Genomic DNA, 20,929 nt, shown 5'->3' with positions numbered 1-20,929 from the left:
CCAAGCGGGAGATCAAAGGCTTCCTGCCCGGACTTTTTTTGTGGCAAAAATACAGAGCCTTTGATATACTTAACGTATAAAAACCATTGGAATAAGAGAGAAAAGGAAACGGCGGAGAACATATGCTGAACATTTTTTACGGAAGAGAAAACATCGATAAAGATCAATTCATCTTTGATCGAATATCGGGGCGAACCCTGCTGCTGGTACCCGATCAGTTCACCTTGCAGGCAGAACGGAACGCTTTCAGGTATTTAGGGGTCCGAGGTCTGATGGAGGTGGAGATCATAAGCCCTTCCAGGCTTGGGCTGCGCGTTCTGCGGGAAGTAGGCGGGGAAAAAATATCCCGATTGGACAGATACGGGAGACATATGCTTCTGTCAAAAATAATTGCGGAGGAAAAAAATGATTTGCAGGTCTTTAGAGGTTTAGAGTCTAAGTCTTCCTTTATAGAGTTAGTGAATAACCTGATTTCGGAAATGAAACAGTATAATACCCCTCCGGAAGCCCTTCCTGATATTTTGAACAGCCTTACGGAAGATTCCTTGCTGTATAAAAAATTGCAGGATGTGCAGGCGATTTATGAAAAGTATGAATTGGTCATATCAGAGAAATACATCGATACGGAAGATTATTTGGGGCATTGCATGAACAGGGTGCAGTATTCCCAGATGATAAAGGAATGTGAGATCTGGGTGTACGGCTTTGATTATTTTACTCCCAAGAACCTGGATCTTATCCGAGAGCTTATAGAGAACGCCCGAAATGTCAATGTGGTGATAACCTACAGTGAAGGCAGTCGGGACGGCGAAATTTTTTCACTGACAGGCTATATCATAAAAAAACTGGAGAGACTTTCAGAGGGGTTATCAAAACCTTATACGACGGTGCCCATCACGGAGAAAAAATATATCCGAAAGGAGAGGTCTCCTGAACTTTCAGCTGTAGAATCGGAACTGTTTTCCTTACCGATTAAAAAATGGCAGAGTGATGCTCCCGCAGTAACCTTGGTGAAGGCAGCCAATCCGTATGCAGAAGCTGAGACTGCCGCAGCGTATATAACCAGACTGCTGAGAGAGGAAGGACTTCGTTATAAGGACATTGCGGTTATCTGTAACGACCTGGAGGTACGCGGTTCTATTATACAGCGCGTTTTTAGCGAATACGGACTGCATCCGTTCATGGACAAAAAAAGAAGTATTCTGCACAATCCGGTTATCGGTCTCAATATTTATTTGATGCAGCTTGCCAGAGGAAGAATGGACGCAGAGACCGTAATCGGATTTATAAAGACAGGACTGGTAGGGCTTTCCCAGGATGAGACAGAACAGCTTGAAAATTATGTTTATCGGTTTAAAATTCGAGGCGGCATGTGGAAAAAGGATTTTACACGCGGTGCAAAGGAATATGAAGAGGAAGAGCTGGAAGAAATCAATCGGATCCGAGATTTTGTAATGCAGAGCATTCTGGCTTTTACAGAACCTTTTAAGAAAGCAGGCACCGCAGGGGAGAAAACAGCGGTACTGTATTATTACCTGAAAGATTATCTGAAGGTGCCGGACCAGATCGAAAAAATCATGGAAGAACAAAATCAAAAGGGATACTACGAAATGGCTTTTGAAATGGCTCAAATTTGGAAAACGGCAGTGGATATCTATGATCAGCTGGTTACCGTTATGGGCGGGGAGAAGTTGGATACGGAAGAGCTGGATGCTGTTTTAAGAGCCGGCTTTGAGTCTGTGGAAATGGGTATGCTGCCGGCGACCATAGATGAAATCATTGTGGGAACCATGCAGCGTACCAGAACAGGACAAATAAAAGCACTGGTGGTGTTAGGTGCCAATGATGGCGTTCTGCCTCAGACTGTAAGCGGAGACGGAATTTTAAACGACGATGAGAAAACAGTTCTTTTCAAAAATAAAATAGAAATGTGCAAGCTGGACGAATTTAGAGTTATGGAAGAAAAGCTTGCCATATACAGAACCTTGTCTAAACCGGAACAATATTTGTTCATGAGCTATGCCGTATCGGATAACGAAGGAAAAGAGCTGAAGCCTTCTGGAATTTTTAATAAAATAGCGGACCTTTTTCCAAAGGTTCCGATCAGAAAGGACATCATCAGTGAGAATAATCCGCTTTATTTGATGGAAGCAAGGAACAGCGGTATGCGGCACCTGACGGAAGCTCTCCGTAAAAGTCTGGAAGGGGAATCTTTGCAGGACTGTTTTAAAGCCGCCTTGAACTGGTACAGGCTGAATGAACAAATATCTTTGAAACAGATTCAGGAGGGGCTTTTCTTTAAAATTAAAGAAGAAAGTATGAGCGTTTCTTTGGCGGAGGAGCTTTATAAAAGAGAAGAAGGCAAGAGCCTGTCCATCAGTCCTTCAAGATTAGAAAGGTTTGGAAGATGTCCCTTTGCCCACTTTATTAACTATGGCTTAAGACCGGAAGAAAAACGAGTTTTTGAAATTGCCGGGCGTGAGATGGGGGACGTTTATCATTTATGTCTGATGAGATTGTCGGAATATTTAACGGAGAAGGGGATTGCCATCACCGATAAAAGCTCCCGTTGGATGAGCATTACCCCCGCAGAATGCGAGGAATTTGTCCGTCAGTTTATGGAACACGAAGGTGCGGAATATAAAGAAGGTTTGTTGTACGGAGGAAATGAGGAGAGCTATAAAGCCGAAAGAATGAGGCGGGTCTGTACCGATGCCGCATTAATACTGGTGGAACATGTTCAGCGGGGCAGTATTCAGGAAGTATTTTTTGAAGCAGAGTTTGGAAAGGCTCCCGACAAACAATTTCCGCCTATTTGTGTAGAAACCGCGCAAGGAAAGGTTTTTGTGGAGGGAAAGATAGACAGAGTAGATCTGCTTCCGGGGGACTATGTAAAAATAATAGACTATAAATCCGGAAGTGAACGGTTCGATACGGAAGAGGCAAAGGGCGGCTGGCGGCTGCAGCTAATGTTGTATCTGAAAGCGGCCTTGAATAAAAATACGCCTGAAAAGGGCACAGAGAATAAACCGGCAGGCGTTTTCTATTTTAAGCTGGATGAACCTGTTTTTGACGCCGGAGATCTGGAAAGCGGGAAACTGGAGGAAAGAATAAGAACCGAATTCAGGAAATCCTTTAAGCTGGACGGGATTTTGGTGAACGAACCGGAGGTGGTGGAGAGTATAGCGGGAGACTTTGTCGGAAGTTCAGACATCGTGCCTGTCCGTAAGAATAAAGAAGGGGAAATTCTTGGAACCGGAAAAGATAAACTGCTTACCCCCGAAGAATTTGAAGAGCTTCGGGCAGCGGTGGATAGCAAGATTACGGAGCTTTGCGGGCAGCTGGCTCAAGGAAAGGTGGATATAGCACCGGGACGGTCGGGAAATGAAACAGCCTGCAATTACTGTATGTACCGAAGTGTATGCAAATTTGACTTAGCGTTTGAAGGCTGTGCTTACAGGAATATCAAATAGGTTATTCTTTGTCGAACCAGAGGTTCAGAATCAAACCGACGGTGACACAGATGCCCCCAAGCAGATTCCCTAAGGAAAAAGTACGGCTGATGATTATATCCAAAACAATGCCGGCAAAAATCTGTCCGATGAACATGAGCAGCGTTACATAAAAAGAAGAAATCCTTGTAACGACGGCATTGGAAATACTGACCGTGCAGACCCCCATAGCTCCGCCCAGATAGATCCAGAGCCGGCTCCATTGAAACGGGAGCGGAGCTTCCGGAAACTGAGGAACAACGAAAAGGTGCATGGAAAGAAGCACGAGGACGGAGCAGGCCAGTCCCAAAGCATAATTGTAAAAGGTGCTTTTAAACAGGCTGGTCTCGGCAGCCAGACGAGCATTTGTCGTTCTGGATATTACAACAGTCACGCCGGCCATAAAAGAAACAATAATGGCAGTGAACATATGATTTTACCTCCTGAAGGTTTAGATAATATTAATAGGCAGGTTTATACGACCATAATCAGAACAATTCCTAAAATAATAAAAGAAAGTCCGATCAATTTTTTCTTGTTGAAGGGCTGGTATGGCATATCGAGCCAGCCGAAGTGGTCGATGATAATGGACGTAACGCTTTGACCCAGCAGAACGATTGCCAGAATGGCAGACATACTGATTTTACCAAAGGCCACATTATTGAAAACGGTTGTGGCAACGCCCACAAGGCCACCTGAGTATAAAAAAAGAGGAAGCTTTTTATTTTTCCAAGGAGCCGGATTCTCCTTATGCCGGATTAATATGAACGTGATAAGTGCCAGACCGACTATGTGGATAATAACGGTGGCAAGGTATACGCTGTAATGGGATGTCAGTACACCGTTTACGGCAATCATCACCGCAATGACAGCTCCTGCAAAGACAGACAGAAAATAATACATTGAAAGATCTCCTCCATTCGCAGATAAGAATAACAAAAGAACTTGACGCAACATATGACATATGTCATAATTAAAGAAAAATATATGGTGCCTGACACAAGTGGGGCCGGGCGGAAAGGAGCAGGACATATGTCAAATGGAAGTTTAACGGTTACCATGAAAACAGAATTGCAGAAGTATGGGTTATCGGATTTCGAAGAAGGAGATGTAAAGGTATTGAAGTTTGAAAAAGGCCAGTACCTTTGCAGAGAAGGTTTCCCCATGGAATATCTGTTATTTATGATAAGCGGTAAGGCAAAAGCTTTTGTCAATATAACCAATGGGAAATCTTTGCTTTTAGCATTTTATGCTAAGTCAGGGATACTGGGAGACATCGAACTGATGACAGACGGCATTTGCACGACGAATGTGCAGGCATTGACCGAAGTGACTTGCATGGGTATTTCCATGAAGCATGGAGGAGAACGCCTCAGAAAAAATATTACATTCATGAACTTTGTGGGTGCACATTTAGCTAGAAAGCTTGACCGGTGCGCCAGAAACGGAGCCATTAATATCCTGTTGCCCCTGGAGACCAGATTGTGTTCTTATGTGCTGATGACCAGCGAGGATGGACTTTTTAATGAAAATCTTACCGAGGTAGCGGAGCTGCTGGGAACAAGCTACAGGCATTTACTGCGGACCTTTGACAGCCTCCGGAAAGACGGCGTTTTAGAAAAAGCTGCCCGGGGGTACATTATAAAAGACGGAATTGAATTGCAGATACGAGCGCAGGATTTTTACATGATGTAATGGAGAGAAAGGCATTGAGATGATACAGGATATAGAACCACGTAAATTTGACATCACTTTTAAAGATATGAAGCCGAAGAATACAGACTATGCTTTGCTTTTTTGTGAAGAGTTTGTGTTGATGAAACAGCCTGATGGTCAGGAAAGAGCCGCAGAATTCCTTACTTTTAATGAACTGAATGCTTTGGAGGAAGTTCGGGAGGTGAAAAAAAGGAGTACCTATTTATTTTCTATAGATGACAATAAATATTTTTCGGTAAACATACCGAAAGAAAAGGAAATGGATTGTAGGAAAAAGGTAATCCGAGAGGGTAAGGTCTTGGCGTGGATCTCGCAAAATGCATTTAGGGCATTAAAGGAAAAGTGGCTGGGATTTGCAGGTATTACAGCGGTGCAGATAAACCGATGGTTTTTAAACCACAGATATTGCGGCAGATGCGGAAAACCTCTCATCTACAGCAAGACAGAACGGAGCTTGATCTGTGAGAACTGCCATATTACAGAGTATCCCAAAATTTCTCCGGCCATTATAGTGGGCATCGTCGATGGGGATAAGCTGCTGTTGACCCGATATGCTGACAGACCATATAAAAGATATGCCTTGATTGCCGGATTCAGCGAAGTCGGGGAAGCTCTGGAGGACACCGTGAAGCGGGAAGTCATGGAAGAGGTAGGCCTTAAAGTAAAAGACATCACCTACTATAAAAGCCAGCCCTGGTCTTTTTCAGATTCCCTTCTAGCCGGATTTTTTGCGCGGCTGGACGGAGATAATACAGTGACCCTGGCAGACGGAGAGCTGGCAGAGGGGACGTGGTTCTCCCGTGAACAGATCCCTGTGAACCAGGAGGAGATTGCATTGACCGCAGAAATGATTCGGTATTTTGCAGACGGAAACGATGTATTTAAATGAAAATTTTTTAGTTAAACGGGACAGACCTCTTGCACTATCAGAAAAAATATAGTAGAATATATAAGGTTCGTGTGAATTTTATAGATGCTACTGTAGCTCAGTCGGTAGAGCAGCACATTCGTAACGTGCAGGTCGCAAGTTCGATTCTTGTCAGTAGCTCCATTTTTCGGGACGTGGCGCAGCTTGGTAGCGCGATTGCTTCGGGAGTAATAGGCCGCAGGTTCGAATCCTGTCGTCCCGACCAAAAACAAAAGGAAAAAAAGATTTATTGGACTCAAAGTCAGTAAATCCAAGCCTTTTCGGAGTTTTCACTGTGGAAAGTGGAAGCTCTTTTTTCGTGGATTTATTAGGGTAATAGCTTCACTCTGATGGGATTTAAACCTGCTTTCTCCAAGTGCAAAAAAACTTCGTGGAGAGTTATGTATTCCTGATGGATATCTGCCCATTTTCGCACTTTCACTCGGTTATGCCGATGAAGAACTGCCGCCTCGCCAACCGCGGCTTCCTAATAAAATAAGCTGGGTCGAATAAATAACCGATCCAATATAAGCCCCGGAATGCCGTATGACTTTCGGGGCTTAGCTATGTGTATAGTGGAAACATGCGTAAAAGCCTGATATAATAGAGGCAGACTGAAACAGTAAATGGAAGGAGGAGCTGCATGAAGAAAATCGGACTGGGCATTGCAATCCTATTGTTTGGAATTTTGCTGGAACTTTCTGTAGAGGGACACCTATACTATTTCTCATGGGCAATTGGCATCATTGGGTTAGGAACCGTGATCGCCGGCTGCGCAGATCATGGGGATGATTCAGATCAATAAATATAAAAAAGGCTGCTGATGCCACTGAGACGGCGGTTGGCAGTAAGCTATAACCGTTTTGAATGGAGTGTACACAGGTATGAATACAATAAGAAAAGCAACATCAGAAGATATAGATGCGATATCACTGATTTTTGAACACATTATAGGGGAAGAAGAGAAAGGTAGCTGCACCATTGGCTGGAAGAGAGGAATATACCCAACCAGGGATACGGCTGTTGCAGCATTGGAACAAAAGGAACTGTTCGTTATGGAGGCGGACGGAGAGGTTGTGGCCGCAATGCGTCTGAATAGGGATCAGGTTCCCGAATATAAAAACTGCCGGTGGGAATACCCTGCGGCTGATGATCGGGTGATGGTAATGCATACCCTTGTAGTGGAGCCTTCTGTAAAAAAGTGCGGATGCGGAAAAAAGATGGTAGAGTTCTATGAGAATTACGCCAAAGAGAATAATTGCCCGTATCTAAGGATAGATACCAACGCTGTAAATGCCCGTGCAAGGGCATTGTATAAGAAGTGCGGGTACAAAGAAATCGGCATTACTCCTTGCACTTTTAACGGCATATCCGGAGTAGATCTGGTATGTATTGAAAAGAAACTGGATGTATAGGTGCATGGATATTAATATTGGGCAGTAGACAGGAGAAACAATGAAATCATTTTTACTAATTGGGCAATCAAACATGGCAGGCCGCGGATTTACAAATGAAGTCCCTCCCATTTATAATGAAAGAATTATGATGTTACGAAACGGCAGATGGCAAATGATGAATGAACCCATTCATTTTGATAGACCGGTTGCAGGTGTAGGACCTGCGGCATCCTTTGCAGAAGCCTGGTGCGAGGATAATGAGGGAGAAAAAATTGGTCTCATTCCGGGGGCAGAGGGCGGCAGTTCCATCGATGAATGGGCGATAGATGGAGCATTGTTTCGTCACGCAATAAATGAGGCCCAATTTGCAATGGAAGACAGCAAGTTGGGAGGAGTACTGTGGCATCAAGGGGAAAATGACAGCCAAGACGGAAAATATAAAGAGTATTATCAAAAAATACAAAGAATCTTTTTTCAAATAAGAAAAGAATTATCCGCACCGGATATTCCGTTTATTATAGGTGGTTTGGGCGATTATTTGGGCAAGGCGGCATTTGGTGCAGGGTGTGTGGAATATCAGCTCATTAACGAGGAACTTCAAAAATATGCGCGGGATACGGAAAATTGTTATTACGTTACGGCTAAAGGACTTACTTCTAACCCGGATGGTATTCACATCAATGCGATATCACAGAGAATATTTGGTATAAGGTATTACGAGGCATATCATAAAAAAGAGCATGTACATGAACCATTAACAAATGAAAAAGAGTTAGTAGATAAATGTCATAATAGAGAGAATACGCCAGCGGAAAAAACATATATAGCCTTAGAAAATTTTACTCGGGGAAAGATTTCCTATGAGGAATTGATGAAGGCTTTTTCGTAAAACAAAAACAGTTGAAAAAAGATTCAAGCTTATGGTTACTACTATAGGACTAATCTGAAAAAGACGATTAACCGAACTAAGCTTATGAACTTGGTCGGAGCTTATAAGGAGGAATGCAAACATGGCAATTACAGTAGTATGGTCATCCCCGAATAAAGACGGACTTACAGCCGCAGCAAAAGACAGGGTGATAACGGGAATTCTCAGTGCAGGGTATGAAGCGGAAGAAATTCACTTAAATCAAATGAAAATGGAGCATTGTAGAGCCTGTGGAAATGGTTGGGGAATTTGTCGGACAAAAGGTCAGTGTATTATAAAGGATGATTTTGCGGCTGTTTATGAAAAGCTGGTCCAGGCAGATGGCATAGTTTTTGTATCTGCTGTTTATTGGCATGACATTACTGAGTGCATGAAAGCCTTTCTGGATCGTCTGCGCAGATGTGAAACCGCCCGCAATGGGTTTCTGAAAGATAAAAGATGTCTGCTTATAGCTTGTGCCGGAGGCACTGGATTGGGAGCCGTAGAATGCCTTCACAACCTGGAGGAAACGTTGAAGCATATGAATATGAGGGCTTATGACAGGCTGACTGTAATTCGCTATAATAAAGGCTATATGCTTCCCACATTAGAAAAAGCCGGAGAGACTTATGCGGCTCGGCTGGAAGATGGCTTTGATATGCAATATTGACTTTGAAAACAAAAGATCGTGTGAAAAGGACCCACAGAAATAAATACAGGAGGATTTTAAATATCATGTATTTTCTTCCGAATCAATGGAGACCTTGACCACGGTGCGGTAAAATATTTCAAATTCATTCCAGATGTCATGCGCTGTATAAATCCTATTGGAATCCAGCATATATTTGAGCACGCTCAGCATGAAAGTCGAAAAGAGGTTTGACTGGAAGCCTATATCCAGATTTCTGGTATCGCTGCTTCGGAGGAAATCCTCGTATTTCTGCTGTAACAGACTTTTTAAGCCGCCATAAAAATCAATGCCCTCCGTATGAATATTCCATAGTGCTAAGATGAAGTCCCTTTGTGCATACATTTCGCCGTACATGGTATCGACCTGTCTTAAGAAACTATTCATGCTGTCAAAATGTCCGGTGCGCAATTCAAAAAAGGACGAGCACTCCTCGAAGAACTCGTGGATCAGCTGTTCCGTCAGATCATATTTGTCCTGATAGTGATTATAAAAGGTCTTTCGGTTGATTAAAGCCTTATCCAGAATATCTTGTACGGTAATATTATTCAAATCCTTTTCCAGCAGCAGTTGAATGAATGAACGTTTAATGTTGCTTCTGGTCTTAACGATACGCAGATCTTGTTTGTTTTCCATCTCTGCACCCTCCATACTATTTTTATCATTTACGAGTACAGTTTAATATAATTTCAGGGAATAGGCAACAATAATATACGAAAGTGTTTCTTATGCCAATTAACAATAGAATATTGTCCATGGAACATTAGAAGAAATTTGATAAAATGGGCTCATAAGGATAAGCTAATGAACAAAAGTGTAAATGTATGCAGTTTTGGCATATGAAAGGAAGATATGATTATGGAAGCAAACAAGGTATCAAAAAACGGAAAATCCATCGTTCTGGACAACGGGCTTGAGTTGACCTACTGCGAGTTCGGAGAAGAGAACAGCGAAGTGGTTTTATCGGGAGCGCTGTATTTTCATACCTTTACTCCCGTTTTGGAGGAGCTTGCAAAGAGGTATCATGTTTACGGCGTGGTGATGCGTACAGGCGGCGAGGGCACGGAGCTCAACGCTGATGGCAGCGTGAACTGGGGTCGCCAGTGGGGAAAGGAAATGTTTGAGTTCGCCAAGGCAATGGGGATTCAAAAATTCCACTATGTGGGCAAGTGCCATGGTACCATCCCCGGTTGGTATATGATCAAAGAGCATCCTGAAATGCTGGATACCTTCTGCAGCTTTTATATGGCTCCCCATCTCTGCCCGAGAAACAGCCAGCAGTGGATTGAGATTCCCAAGAAAGAAGGCCCCATGGGGATGCTGAAACGCACCCTGAGAAAACAGGAAAATATTCCGTTGAAAATCGCCGAGGTTCAGTCTCTGGGCGCATCCGCCGCAGGCGGACCGGAGGTCGGTGCACCGGAGCTTGAATCAGGGAAATACGGCGACACGCCGGAATTGATCTGGGATTCTTTGGAGGATTGCGAACGGGATATGAAAAGTATTAAAACACCGGTGTTGTTTGTATTTGGTACAGAGGATATTCTGTTCCACGACTATTACGACAGCAACCTGAAAGCCATACAGATCATTCCTAGAGCGAAGACCGTCCTGCTTCAAGGTGAACGCCACCTGATGGAAATGGATTGTCCTGATCGCATGGCCAGTGAAGCCTCTTTCTTTATTGATGAAAGCAGAAAGAATTATTAATTATATTGTGGGAGGAATTACTATGTCTGAAATAAAATATACCTTTACAGTAGACGGCGAGGTTTGGACAAAACCTCAGCTGGAGCGGCTGGAATACGAGCGTAATCTCCATATGCTGCATCAGTTGAGACGTCATGGAGTGGAGATCAAAGAGGATGGTAAGACTTTATCTGACGATGAAATCGACTATCTGACCCTGGAAAAGGCGTGGGAGGTTTCCATCGAGACCCGCTTGCAGTACAAAGGGGAAAAAATTATTGAGCTGTATAAAGATGCTTTTAAGCTGTCCGATGCCATGTGGAAAAAGCTGAGCTTCTCACAGGAGAAACCTATGAGGGTTTCCCACTGCAACATGTCGGTAACTGGCAGATCACTGCAAGAGTTTATGGGTGTTATGAAGGCCATGCAGGAGGACGACCGGGTTGGCCTTGCGGCTCATCCCGAGCACTTCATTTGCCATGTTTCCTTTGATGACGGCGAACTGCTGGGAATCGAGCCTTTCGGCATGTATGGAACACCTACTCTAGTCAAGGTAGAGGTAGTGGACATTTCTGCTTTGGGTGCTCAGATTCAGGGAGATAAAGATCCAAGCTTCCCTATGGCTATGGCCGGAAAGGCTTTTCTGGCGGATGGGGTGACTGCGGTCAACAGCCCATATCACCAGTTCAAGCCTACCGCAGACGGTTTTCAAGCAAAGACGGCTGTCTACTGGCCGGAGCATACACCTGATGAGATTGTGCATGGTCACTCCCTGCATCTGGCCATGGAGTTCTTCCGGGGCGTTGAACTGACAGGGAAATAAATTTTCATTTTGGGATTTATTGAAGTGAGTACTTGCTTTTATTCTGTTGGAGCAGAGTTTTCCAAAGGTGCACTTTGATTTTCCTGCAATTCACGCTGTGCGGCTATGGTAGCTAACGTGTCGCCCAGCTGGTTCAGCGATGAAGCCAATAGAACTAATTCCCCGTCATCGGGTGTTTGATTTGCAATTAGTATGGCAAGAGCCGTTATAGCGGATACCAGTTCACATGAATTCATGAAGATCACCTCGTTTTAATGTATGAAAAGTTTTAATAATTATCAATGATTATTAAGCTACCGGAGAGGTTTTAATTTGTATTTTACTTTTAAAACGTATTGACATCTGCGGCATTACACATATAATGAATGAAAAGGCAGTTGGTTAAACGAGTAGAAAACATAGTATATGCGAGGTGACAAAATATGGAAAAAACAAAGATATTGGCAATTGTAGGTTCTCTTCGTAAGGAGTCCTTTAACCGTCAGCTGGCTATGGCAGCGCAGGCGGCAATCGGTGATAAGGCAGAGTTTGAAATACTGGATTTTGCAGATGTACCGATGATGAATCAAGATAATGAATTTCCGGCACCCATAGCGGTTAAAAAAGCGCGTGAGAAAGTAAAAGCGGCAGATGGAATCTGGTTCTTTACACCGGAGTATAATCACTTTTTCCCGGGTGTGTTAAAAAATCTGATAGACTGGCTTTCCCGCCCAATCAGTGAGAGTGAACCGCCGCTTCTTGCAGGCAAGCCGGCAGCTATCAGCGGAATTTCTCCGGGGATGTCGGGGACAGGCATCGCGCAGGATCATTTAGTTACGCTGATCAGTTTTTTAAACATGGATGTTATGAATGCACCGAGGCTGACCGTACCAAATGCCATGCAGCAGCTGGATGCACAAGGTAAATTGCAGCTTACGGCAAGCGCACCATATCTTGAAAAGCAGGCGGAATCGTTTCTGACATTTATTCAGGAACATAAATAGCATAGAATGATAGGAAGAAGTCCAAGAAATTTATCTAGAATTTATTTTGGACTTCTTTTTTATGCCAAGCATGCATATATAGATAAAAGTGCAAATAAATAATCGCACAAAAAGAATCCGTATGATACAATAAACTCTATTGAATGAGATATAAGAGAGAGCAGGATATGTTGGAGGGAAATAAGTGAAGGACAAGAAGCAGCGTATCATACTGGTGGGTAAATCCCAAGCGGGAAAGACTACTCTGACCCAATGTATGACCGATCAGCAGCTGAGCTATCATAAAACACAGACGGTACAAGTGATAAACGATCGATTTATCGATACTCCCGGAGAATATCTGGAGCAGAGGGGATTTTACGGAGCACTGTCCGTAACGGCGGCAGATGTAGATGTGATTGCCTTGGTTCAGTCGGCCGTTGAAGAAGGCACCATGTTTGCACCGGGGTTTGGATTTATGTTTTGCGGGAAACCTGTCATAGGAATTGTGACAAAAATAGACATAGCCAATGAAGAGCAGATGAAACGAGCAGACCTCTATTTAAAAAATGCAGGAGCGGCCATCTGTTTTCCGGTGAGCAGTGTCACCGGACAGGGTGTGAAAGAATTAAATAACTGGATTCAAGAGCTATAAATTGGGATTTTTCAACGGATATATGCGTATGAGCAAAAATAAATTGATAGAAAAATCAAATAATTGTATTGACAAATCCAATGAACTTAGGTACTATATTCATATAATTTAAAGGAGCACTGTGCGGCGTAGTGTAGGGCTCGGAAACAAAAGGATTGCGAAGCAGCGCCTGGACATATTTTGTTTGGGTGCTTTTTTTGTCGAATCATGTATCTAAGGTAGCATTAAAAACAATGCTGAAAGGAAGTGAGGCATTGGAGGAAAGCAAGCAGCGCATTATACAGGAATTTGTTCCGGGTAAACAGGTCACTTTGGCTCATATCATTGCAAACCCCATCAAGGACTTATATCCCAAGCTGGGGATGCTTCAAGACGAAGGAGCCATTGGTATATTAACTATTACTCCAAGTGAGGGCGCTATGATTGCAGCGGATGTTGCATCAAAGGCTGCCAATATTTCGATTGGTTTTGTGGATCGTTTCAACGGGTCGCTGGTCATATTGGGCGATGTTGCCGCCGTGGAAGCAGGAATCCGAGATGTCATGGGCATGCTCTGTGATAAAATGGGATTTGCAAAAGCGGAGATCAGCAGATCATAGTGGAAGCGGACAAAAACGCCGTTGAACGTACAGCGGCAAATGCTAGGAGTTACGCATGAAGGAAAAGGAAAGAAAAGAAATCCGGGTTGTCATCGCCGAAGATGAGCCGATTACCAGAATGGATTTAAAAGAAATGCTGGTAACCGCCGGGTACAGTGTTGTCGGAGAAGCATCAGAAGGTTTTGATGCGATTGAAGTTTGTAAGAAAATCAAACCGGACTTAGCCATTTTAGACATCAAGATGCCTTTACTGGATGGACTGTCAGCGGCGAAGGTCATAACGGAAGAAAAAACGGTAGGAACCGTGATATTGCTCACTGCATACAGCGACGAGGAGTTCATTAATCGTGCTGCCAAAATGGGTGTTTCCGGGTATATCGTGAAGCCTATTGATGAAAAGGCTTTAGTACCCAATATAGAAATCGCACTGGCCAGAAGCAGAGAAATTCAGCAGATCAAGAAACAGTTCGACATCATTACAGAACGTTTGGAGAACCGCACGATTATTGAAAAGGCCAAAGGACAGTTAATGGTATCCATGAGACTGACTGAAAACGAGGCATATGAATACATAAAAATGCTGAGCAAGGAAAAGAAGGTTTCCATGAAGCGCATAGCGGAAATTATATTGACTTAAGGGAATTGAGGGTAAAATGCCGGATACTATAGAAATATTATGCAAACATTATACAAACTTAACGAATCAGGAAATTGAGACCATTCAGAAAATAGGGGTAGGACTCCAGACCATGGCGGATCTGGAGGATGCAGACTTCTTCATAGACTGCCTGACTACCGACGAAACCACCGCTATTGTAGTAGCGGAGGCAAAGCCTCAAAATGTACCGTCCTCCTATAAAAAAACGGTGGTGGGGCTTTTGGCAGAACCGCAGAATGAACCGGCTGTTGCCCGATCTTTTAAACTGGGGCTGCCGACGAAACAAATGAAAGCGGTGACACAGGAGTATGCAAATGTGATACAGACTGTAGAACCTATATGGTATGAAGAGCACATGATTGCCGTATTGATTGAAGAGAAAAATGCGGATGAAAACAATGAAATGCATGACCGTATCCGTTTTACCGACCAGAGCTATGCGAAGCTCGCCAATGTGCTTACCCGATTGGATGATGAAAGCTCATGGCTTGCGGACTGCATTGATGAAGCTGTCATTCTGGTGAATACGGAGGGATATGTAAGCTACAGAAATAAAATTGCCCGCAATTTATATCAAAGGCTTGGATATACGGCGGATATTTTAGGACAGTCTTATCTCTATATCGCCCTGCACGGTTCTAATTTGGAATGGTTCGATCAGGATGCGAACTATTCCGGCATTGAGGTGAACACTGCCGGATTGACTTTGATGGTGAAACAGATTTCACTAAAGAACAATAATGTGGATTTTGCCGTCATGATACGGGATATTACGCATATTCGGGAAAAGGAAAAAGAATTAATTCTAAAATCCGTAGCAGTAAAAGAGATGCATCACAGGGTCAAAAATAGTTTACAGACCATTGCAAGCCTGCTTCGCTTGCAGGGGCGGAGAACAAAGAGCTTGGAAGCAAAAAAGGTTTTGGATGAAAGCATGAACCGTATATTGGCCATTGCAAGCACCCATGAACTGCTGTCGAAAGAGGGCGTAGATCAGGTCAATATTCGGGATGTCCTGGAAAATATCAAGGACAACACCCTTCGTTACTTTCTTAAACCAGCTGCGGATATTACCGTGGGCATTAAAGGCAGGGGGTTTGAAGTCGATTCGGAAATCTCCACCTCCGTGGCACTTATCGTGAGCGAATTGCTGCACAACTCTTTACAGTACGCCTTCGATGATGGCAGAAAGAACGGAAGGATAGAGATTGAGATCGAGAAGCAGGGCAGGCAATGTCATATTTCGGTCTCAGACAATGGAAAGGGATTTGATATTAATACCATAAAAGAAAACAGCTTAGGGTTAAGCATTGTTTTTTCCATTGTAAAGGATAAATTAAAAGGAACCATCAATGTATGCTCCAGTGATTCCGGAACTAAAATCGCTTTTGATTTTAAAAATAAAATAATGAATACAATCGATAATGTGACGTAGCATTATCCTTATGCTAAGCGACGCAGCTTAGGTGCAGATAGTTTTTATCTGTGTCTAAGCTGCGTTTTTTTTTAAAACTTATCACAGATTTACAGCAATTTCAGCAGCTCTAGCTGTCAGAAATTTTCCAGTTAAGCAGAGGGGAGGAAAACCACTTGAAAGAATCAGTAACCAGTGTCGGCATCGATATAGGAACATCCACGACCCAGCTGATTTTCAGCAAGCTGACCATTGAGAACAGAGCGGCAGGATATATGGTGCCGAAGGTGGAAATTGTAGATAAAGAAGTGATCTATTGCAGTGATATTTATTTTACCCCATTGATTTCCAATACCGAAATAGATGGAGAAAAGGTCAGTGCAATCATACGATCTGAATACGAAAAAGCCAATATAAGGCCCGAAGAGGTCAGCACCGGTGCGGTCATTATAACCGGTGAAACCGCAAGAAAGCAGAACGCCAATATCGTTCTGAACAGCCTGAGTGATCTGGCCGGGGATTTTGTCGTAGCCACCGCAGGTCCGGATCTGGAATCTGTCTTGTCCGGAAGAGGGGCGGGTACCGACGTATTCAGTGAGGAGCACCGAAATGTAGTCGCCAATCTGGATGTGGGCGGAGGAACTACTAATATTGCCGTATTTCGCAAAGGAAGTTTGCAGGGCGTAACTTGTCTGGATATAGGAGGGCGGCTGATAAAAATTGAAAATGGGAAAATCAGCTATATTTACCGTAAGATTCAAGAACTGGCACAAGCAAACGGCATTCAAATCCGTGAAGGCGATGAAGCCAACGTTCAAGTGCTGGAAGCTGTATGCAGGTTGATGGCTCAGGAGCTAAAAGCTTCTCTCCATCTGGACGCAGAATCCAGCTATCATAGAAAATTGTATACCAATCAAGGGAAGGGCTTACCGGAAGACATTAAAGTGAATGCGCTGACGTTTTCCGGCGGAGTAGCCAATTATATATACGAACCGACTGACAAGGAGGTTTTCAAGTACGGTGACATCGGAATTCTGCTTGGCACGGCTATTGCTCAAAGCGGTATGCTGGATTCGGTAGAATGCTATCGCTCCGAAGAGACCATTCGGGCCACAGTGGTGGGAGCAGGAACTCATACGACGGAGATCAGCGGAAGCACGATTTTTTATCAAAGGGATCAATTACCGATTAAAAATGTTCCGGTCCTCAAATTATCTAAGCTGGATGAAGAAACCCCTCAGTCTGTGAGTGCGGCGATAAAGGCTCAGCTTCCGATCTATCAGCACGAAGGGAAAAAAGAACCTGTCGCTATTGCACTTTCGGCGGCACCTTATGACGGATTTGATAAGATACAGGAGCTGGCAGCAGCCATTATTGAGGGAGCGGAAGCTTCCATTAAAGAAAAATTTCCGCTCATTGTGGTACTGGAAGCTGATGTAGGAAAAGCACTTGGAAATGCACTTCATATCAAATTAAATAAGCAAAAAGATGTCATCTGTATTGACGGAGTGCGGAGCAAATCCGGGGATTACATAGATATAGGCGAACCGGTAGGAGGGGGATATGTCCTTCCGGTAGTGGTCAAAACATTGATTTTTAATTCGTAGATCACTCCACAAGGGAGTTATCAATAAAGAGGAAAGGAAAGAAAAGAGAAGGTGAAAAAGCATGATACTAAGAACAAAGCTATTTGGACACAACTATGAGTTTAAATCACTCAGGGAAGTAATGGCCAAAGCAAATGAGGAAAAGTCTGGTGATAAGCTTGCTGGAATTGCAGCAGAATCTGCGGAAGAAAGAGTTGCTGCAAAAGTAGTGCTGTCACACATCACATTGGCAGAAATAAGAAATACACCGGCAGTTCCGTATGAGGAGGATGAAGTAACACGAATTATTCAGGATGCGGTCAATGAATCCATCTACAACGATTTTAAGAATATGACAGTTGCTGAATTCCGCGAATGGCTGCTGGACGAAAAGACGACTTCTTCCATGATTCGCCGGGCTTCCAGAGGAATTACCAGCGAAATCGTCGCCGCAGTATGCAAGTTGATGAGTAACTTAGATTTGATATACTGTGCAAAAAAAATGCGTGTATCTGCGCACTGCAACACCACCATTGGGCTGCCCGGAACTTTTTCATCCCGTCTTCAGCCAAACCATACGACGGATGATCCAAAGGGTATCATGGCTTCCGTTATGGAAGGCTTAAGCTTAGGCTGCGGAGATGCAGTCATCGGGTTAAATCCGGTAGACGATTCAGTAGAAAGTGTTGCCAGAATATTGAAGAGCTTCGATGAATTTAAGAACAAATGGGAAGTTCCGACGCAGATCTGTGTTTTGGCTCACGTTACTACCCAGACAGAGGCAGCAGACAAATTCAATGCTCCTATCGATTTAATGTTCCAGTCTATAGCCGGATCACAGAAAGGAAATGAAGCTTTCGGACTGACTGCGACTATGCTGGATGAAGGCCGGGATATGATGCTGAAGAAGGGTACTTCCACCGGGCCGAATGTCATGTACTTTGAGACCGGGCAGGGTTCCGAATTATCCTCAGAAGCCCACCACGGATGGGATCAGGTAACGATGGAAGCCCGCTGCTACGGCTTCGCCAAAAAATATCATCCTTTCTTAGTCAATACCGTTGTAGGATTTATCGGACCGGAATATTTATATGATTCCAAACAGGTCATTCGTGCAGGACTGGAAGACCACTTTATGGGCAAGCTGACGGGAATTCCTATGGGCTGCGACGCTTGTTATACCAATCATATGAAAGCCGACCAGAACGATATTGAAAATTTGGCCACACTGCTGGTTGCAGCAGGCTGCAACTACATCATGGGCGTTCCTCAAGGCGATGACTGTATGCTGATGTATCAGTGCACCGGTTATCATGAAGCAGCAGCCCTGCGAGAAGTATTCGGACTTCGTCCAATTAAGGAATTCGATATGTGGCTTGAAAAAATGGGCTTTTCAGAAAACGGAAAACTGACTCCCCTTGCCGGAGATGCTTCAGTGTTTATGAGGAAATAGAAAGGAGGTCTCAAAATGGAACAGGTAGATTTAAAACAACTTATAGAGCAGGTAATTAAAGATATGAAATTGACGGATTCAACACCGGAGCAGACGAGTACCGCCAAAGCGGCTCCAGAGAGTGTTGCACTGGAGGACGGCTGCATTCCGGATGTAACGGAGGTAGATATTCGAACACAATATCTGGTAAAGAATCCGGAGCACGGCGAAGAATATTTGGAATTAAAACAATATGCTCCTTGCCGGCTGGGAATCGGAAAAGCAGGTGCCAGATATAAGACAGACCCATTGCTCCAGTTCAGAGCCGCCCACTCCGCAGCACAGGATGCGGTGTTCAGTGATGTGGATCACGAATTTGTGGAAAGCATGAATCTGTTTACCGTTACCACGCAGTGCGACAGCAAAGACATTTATTTGACCAGACCGGATTTAGGCAGAAAGCTGACGCCGGAATCGGCACAGATCATAAAAGAAAAGTGCAAGAAAAATCCAACGGTTCAGATTTATGTGGCAGACGGTTTATCCTCCGCATCGGTGGCAGCCAATGTAAAGGACTTACTTCCGGCTATTCTCCAAGGACTGCAGAGCTCAGGAATCGATACCGGAACACCATTCTTTGTAAAATACGGCAGGGTTGCTGTAATGGATGAGATTTCCGAACTGACAGGAGCTGAGGTGACTTGCACGCTGATCGGCGAAAGACCGGGACTTATTACTGCAGAATCCATGAGTGCGTACATTGCTTATAAAGCAACGGTAGGTATGCCGGAGGCCAGGAGAACGGTAGTATCCAATATTCATCGATCCGGAACGATGCCGGTGGAAGCAGGGGCTCATATTGCAGATATTATAAAACTTATGCTTGAGAAAAAAGCAAGCGGAACAAATTTAAAATTGTAATAAGGGAGGATATGAAAAATGAAGAGAGATCCCGTTAGGGCCACAGTATTAGCAACAAAAGTGATTCCAAATGTAAATGCTGAACTGGCAGCTCAGCTGAATTTAACCCCGGATCAGAGATCCTTAGGGTTGATCACCGTAGATTGCGATGATGTTACATATACGGCATTAGATGAAGCTACAAAGGCGGCGGATGTAAAGGTTGTGTACGCAAAAAGCTTTTACGGAGGTGCTGCCAATGCCAATACAAAGCTGGCCGGCGAAATTATCGGTATTCTGGCAGGGCCAAACCCTGCAGAAATCAAGAGCGGATTGAAAGCTTGTACAGAGTTTATTGAGAATTCGGCATATTTTATATCTGCCAACGAAGACGACACGATCGTGTACTACGCACACTGTATTTCAAGGACCGGCTCCTACTTGTCAGACGGCGCAGGAATTCCGGAAGGAGAGGCTCTGGCTTATCTGATTGCCCCTCCTCTGGAAGCTATGTATGGAGTGGATGCGGCAATGAAGGCAGCAGATGTTACCATGTGCGTACTGTATGCTCCTCCTTCAGAGACCAACTTCGGCGGAGCATTGCTGACCGGAAGCCAGTCGGCTTGCAAAGCGGCATGCGATGCATTTGCTGCTGCGGTAGAATTCGTTGCGGATAATCCTGTTGGATAAAAGCGGAAGGATATAAGTTATGGAAGCATTAGGAATGATAGAAGTCTATGGCTATTTAAGTGCAGTGGAAGCGTTGGACAGCGCACTGAAAGCCGCTAATGTATCTCTTCATAGCGTAACAAAGGTAAAAGGCGGATTGGTTACCGTCATGGTGGTCGGCGATGTGGGAGCTGTAAAAGCGGCAATGGACGCTTCTTGTGCGGCTGCGAAGCGTGTTGGAAAGGTTGTTTCCGTTCATGTAATTCCAAGACCTGCAAAGGAGGTATTTGCGATGACAAATACTACGGCAAGGGTTCAGGAAAAGCAGACTGCAGAAGCAGAAAAGCCGGAAAGGACTGAAACAGTTCAAACGGACGAAACACCTGAAAGAATGGAAACGCCTGCAGAGACCGCAATGCCTGCAGAGACCGTAAAA

General features: G+C 44.1%; 22 protein-coding genes, 2 tRNA genes and 1 pseudogene. 21 read left to right on the top strand and 4 right to left on the bottom strand.

From position 1 onward, the window contains the following. Window positions 1-122 precede the first annotated feature (122 nt). Window positions 123-3,473 (top strand): PD-(D/E)XK nuclease family protein, encoded by a 3,351-nt coding sequence (locus EQM06_RS11505; protein ID WP_128746505.1) that lies wholly within the window; start codon window positions 123-125, stop codon window positions 3,471-3,473. A gap of 1 nt (window position 3,474) precedes the next feature. Here EQM06_RS11505 and EQM06_RS11500 read toward each other — a convergent pair whose 3' ends face one another. Beyond that, entirely contained in the window at window positions 3,475-3,921 is a 447-nt protein-coding gene (locus EQM06_RS11500; RefSeq protein ID WP_128746504.1) for a DMT family transporter, read from the bottom strand. Between the two features lie 44 nt (window positions 3,922-3,965). Beyond that, window positions 3,966-4,394, bottom strand: a complete 429-nt coding sequence (locus tag EQM06_RS11495; protein WP_128746503.1) for a DMT family transporter — start codon at window positions 4,392-4,394, stop codon at window positions 3,966-3,968. Window positions 4,395-4,523: 129 nt separating this feature from the next. Here EQM06_RS11495 and EQM06_RS11490 point away from each other — a divergent pair, with 129 nt between their 5' ends. The 8 genes from EQM06_RS11490 to EQM06_RS11455 all read left to right on the top strand — a co-directional run bounded on the left by EQM06_RS11490 (window position 4,524) and on the right by EQM06_RS11455 (window position 9,088). Next, on the top strand, window positions 4,524-5,186 hold the full coding sequence (locus EQM06_RS11490; protein WP_164914444.1) for a cyclic nucleotide-binding domain-containing protein: 663 nt from the start codon (window positions 4,524-4,526) through the stop codon (window positions 5,184-5,186). Between the two features lie 19 nt (window positions 5,187-5,205). After that, entirely contained in the window at window positions 5,206-6,096 is an 891-nt protein-coding gene (nudC, locus tag EQM06_RS11485) for an NAD(+) diphosphatase (protein ID WP_128746501.1), read from the top strand. A gap of 86 nt (window positions 6,097-6,182) precedes the next feature. Next, window positions 6,183-6,258 (top strand) — tRNA-Thr (locus EQM06_RS11480). Window positions 6,259-6,263: 5 nt separating this feature from the next. Continuing rightward, window positions 6,264-6,340: transfer RNA gene (locus EQM06_RS11475), tRNA-Pro, on the top strand. 417 nt (window positions 6,341-6,757) lie between these two features. Next, window positions 6,758-6,919 (top strand): hypothetical protein, encoded by a 162-nt coding sequence (locus tag EQM06_RS12930; RefSeq protein WP_164914443.1) that lies wholly within the window; start codon window positions 6,758-6,760, stop codon window positions 6,917-6,919. A 79-nt stretch (window positions 6,920-6,998) separates the two neighbouring features. Then, window positions 6,999-7,529 (top strand): GNAT family N-acetyltransferase, encoded by a 531-nt coding sequence (locus tag EQM06_RS11465; protein WP_128746500.1) that lies wholly within the window; start codon window positions 6,999-7,001, stop codon window positions 7,527-7,529. A 40-nt stretch (window positions 7,530-7,569) separates the two neighbouring features. After that, complete coding sequence (locus EQM06_RS11460; RefSeq protein WP_128746499.1) at window positions 7,570-8,400, top strand: sialate O-acetylesterase; 831 nt, start codon at window positions 7,570-7,572, stop codon at window positions 8,398-8,400. 121 nt (window positions 8,401-8,521) lie between these two features. Beyond that, a complete protein-coding gene (locus EQM06_RS11455) occupies window positions 8,522-9,088 on the top strand; it encodes a flavodoxin family protein (RefSeq protein WP_128746498.1) in 567 nt (188 codons plus the stop codon). Between the two features lie 63 nt (window positions 9,089-9,151). On the opposite strand, the gene EQM06_RS11450 is transcribed toward EQM06_RS11455, so the two are convergent. After that, window positions 9,152-9,742 (bottom strand): TetR/AcrR family transcriptional regulator, encoded by a 591-nt coding sequence (locus tag EQM06_RS11450; protein WP_128746497.1) that lies wholly within the window; start codon window positions 9,740-9,742, stop codon window positions 9,152-9,154. Window positions 9,743-9,964: 222 nt separating this feature from the next. On the opposite strand from EQM06_RS11450, the gene EQM06_RS11445 reads away from it, so the two are divergent. Together EQM06_RS11445 and EQM06_RS11440 are read left to right on the top strand one after the other, a co-directional pair. Then, window positions 9,965-10,816, top strand: coding sequence for an alpha/beta fold hydrolase (locus EQM06_RS11445; RefSeq protein ID WP_128746496.1), 852 nt, complete (start codon window positions 9,965-9,967; stop codon window positions 10,814-10,816). Window positions 10,817-10,838: 22 nt separating this feature from the next. Continuing rightward, window positions 10,839-11,618: a hypothetical protein gene (locus EQM06_RS11440; protein ID WP_128746495.1), complete on the top strand. Its 780-nt coding sequence runs from the start codon at window positions 10,839-10,841 to the stop codon at window positions 11,616-11,618. Between the two features lie 38 nt (window positions 11,619-11,656). Here EQM06_RS11440 and EQM06_RS11435 read toward each other — a convergent pair whose 3' ends face one another. Continuing rightward, complete coding sequence (locus EQM06_RS11435) at window positions 11,657-11,854, bottom strand: DUF6774 domain-containing protein (protein ID WP_128746494.1); 198 nt, start codon at window positions 11,852-11,854, stop codon at window positions 11,657-11,659. 186 nt (window positions 11,855-12,040) lie between these two features. Between EQM06_RS11435 and EQM06_RS11430 the strand changes: the two genes are divergently transcribed. The 10 genes and pseudogenes from EQM06_RS11430 to EQM06_RS13530 form a co-directional block, all read left to right on the top strand. Further along, window positions 12,041-12,601, top strand: coding sequence for an NADPH-dependent FMN reductase (locus EQM06_RS11430; protein ID WP_128746493.1), 561 nt, complete (start codon window positions 12,041-12,043; stop codon window positions 12,599-12,601). A gap of 184 nt (window positions 12,602-12,785) precedes the next feature. Beyond that, window positions 12,786-13,235, top strand: a complete 450-nt coding sequence (locus EQM06_RS11425) for a EutP/PduV family microcompartment system protein (protein ID WP_128746492.1) — start codon at window positions 12,786-12,788, stop codon at window positions 13,233-13,235. Between the two features lie 233 nt (window positions 13,236-13,468). Beyond that, the gene (locus tag EQM06_RS11420; protein ID WP_128746859.1) at window positions 13,469-13,834 is read left to right on the top strand and encodes a BMC domain-containing protein; all 366 of its coding nucleotides are present in this window, start codon (window positions 13,469-13,471) and stop codon (window positions 13,832-13,834) included. 55 nt (window positions 13,835-13,889) lie between these two features. Continuing rightward, window positions 13,890-14,471, top strand: a complete 582-nt coding sequence (locus EQM06_RS11415) for an ANTAR domain-containing response regulator (protein ID WP_128746491.1) — start codon at window positions 13,890-13,892, stop codon at window positions 14,469-14,471. Window positions 14,472-14,487: 16 nt separating this feature from the next. Further along, a complete protein-coding gene (locus EQM06_RS11410; protein WP_128746490.1) occupies window positions 14,488-15,927 on the top strand; it encodes a sensor histidine kinase in 1,440 nt (479 codons plus the stop codon). 155 nt (window positions 15,928-16,082) lie between these two features. Then, a complete protein-coding gene (gene eutA, locus EQM06_RS11405; RefSeq protein ID WP_128746489.1) occupies window positions 16,083-17,513 on the top strand; it encodes an ethanolamine ammonia-lyase reactivating factor EutA in 1,431 nt (476 codons plus the stop codon). Between the two features lie 61 nt (window positions 17,514-17,574). Next, window positions 17,575-18,945, top strand: a complete 1,371-nt coding sequence (locus EQM06_RS11400; protein WP_128746488.1) for an ethanolamine ammonia-lyase subunit EutB — start codon at window positions 17,575-17,577, stop codon at window positions 18,943-18,945. Window positions 18,946-18,960: 15 nt separating this feature from the next. Next, window positions 18,961-19,845, top strand: a complete 885-nt coding sequence (eutC, locus tag EQM06_RS11395; protein ID WP_128746487.1) for an ethanolamine ammonia-lyase subunit EutC — start codon at window positions 18,961-18,963, stop codon at window positions 19,843-19,845. An 18-nt stretch (window positions 19,846-19,863) separates the two neighbouring features. Then, window positions 19,864-20,514, top strand: coding sequence for an ethanolamine utilization microcompartment protein EutL (gene eutL / locus EQM06_RS11390; protein WP_128746486.1), 651 nt, complete (start codon window positions 19,864-19,866; stop codon window positions 20,512-20,514). A 19-nt stretch (window positions 20,515-20,533) separates the two neighbouring features. Next, window positions 20,534-20,788, top strand: a pseudogene (locus EQM06_RS13530) (BMC domain-containing protein); the annotation flags it as partial. Window positions 20,789-20,929: the final 141 nt, after the last annotated feature.

Source organism: Aminipila luticellarii, from assembly GCF_004103735.1.
Taxonomy (GTDB): Bacteria; Bacillota; Clostridia; order Peptostreptococcales; family Anaerovoracaceae; genus Aminipila; species Aminipila luticellarii.
Note: the sequence above shows the minus strand (reverse complement) of the source record. Positions and strands in the feature narration are given on the sequence as shown.

Bases quoted from the DNA above. Each gene is read 5' to 3' on its own strand.
- EQM06_RS11505 (WP_128746505.1), top strand. From the start codon at position 123: ATGCTGAACATTTTTTACGGAAGAGAAAACATCGATAAAGATCAATTC.
- EQM06_RS11500 (WP_128746504.1), bottom strand. From the start codon at position 3,921: ATGTTCACTGCCATTATTGTTTCTTTTATGGCCGGCGTGACTGTTGTA.
- EQM06_RS11495 (WP_128746503.1), bottom strand. From the start codon at position 4,394: ATGTATTATTTTCTGTCTGTCTTTGCAGGAGCTGTCATTGCGGTGATG.
- EQM06_RS11490 (WP_164914444.1), top strand. From the start codon at position 4,524: ATGTCAAATGGAAGTTTAACGGTTACCATGAAAACAGAATTGCAGAAG.
- nudC (WP_128746501.1), top strand. From the start codon at position 5,206: ATGATACAGGATATAGAACCACGTAAATTTGACATCACTTTTAAAGAT.
- EQM06_RS12930 (WP_164914443.1), top strand. From the start codon at position 6,758: ATGAAGAAAATCGGACTGGGCATTGCAATCCTATTGTTTGGAATTTTG.
- EQM06_RS11465 (WP_128746500.1), top strand. From the start codon at position 6,999: ATGAATACAATAAGAAAAGCAACATCAGAAGATATAGATGCGATATCA.
- EQM06_RS11460 (WP_128746499.1), top strand. From the start codon at position 7,570: ATGAAATCATTTTTACTAATTGGGCAATCAAACATGGCAGGCCGCGGA.
- EQM06_RS11455 (WP_128746498.1), top strand. From the start codon at position 8,522: ATGGCAATTACAGTAGTATGGTCATCCCCGAATAAAGACGGACTTACA.
- EQM06_RS11450 (WP_128746497.1), bottom strand. From the start codon at position 9,742: ATGGAAAACAAACAAGATCTGCGTATCGTTAAGACCAGAAGCAACATT.
- EQM06_RS11445 (WP_128746496.1), top strand. From the start codon at position 9,965: ATGGAAGCAAACAAGGTATCAAAAAACGGAAAATCCATCGTTCTGGAC.
- EQM06_RS11440 (WP_128746495.1), top strand. From the start codon at position 10,839: ATGTCTGAAATAAAATATACCTTTACAGTAGACGGCGAGGTTTGGACA.
- EQM06_RS11435 (WP_128746494.1), bottom strand. From the start codon at position 11,854: ATGAATTCATGTGAACTGGTATCCGCTATAACGGCTCTTGCCATACTA.
- EQM06_RS11430 (WP_128746493.1), top strand. From the start codon at position 12,041: ATGGAAAAAACAAAGATATTGGCAATTGTAGGTTCTCTTCGTAAGGAG.
- EQM06_RS11420 (WP_128746859.1), top strand. From the start codon at position 13,469: ATGCTGAAAGGAAGTGAGGCATTGGAGGAAAGCAAGCAGCGCATTATA.
- EQM06_RS11415 (WP_128746491.1), top strand. From the start codon at position 13,890: ATGAAGGAAAAGGAAAGAAAAGAAATCCGGGTTGTCATCGCCGAAGAT.
- EQM06_RS11410 (WP_128746490.1), top strand. From the start codon at position 14,488: ATGCCGGATACTATAGAAATATTATGCAAACATTATACAAACTTAACG.
- EQM06_RS11400 (WP_128746488.1), top strand. From the start codon at position 17,575: ATGATACTAAGAACAAAGCTATTTGGACACAACTATGAGTTTAAATCA.
- eutC (WP_128746487.1), top strand. From the start codon at position 18,961: ATGGAACAGGTAGATTTAAAACAACTTATAGAGCAGGTAATTAAAGAT.
- eutL (WP_128746486.1), top strand. From the start codon at position 19,864: ATGAAGAGAGATCCCGTTAGGGCCACAGTATTAGCAACAAAAGTGATT.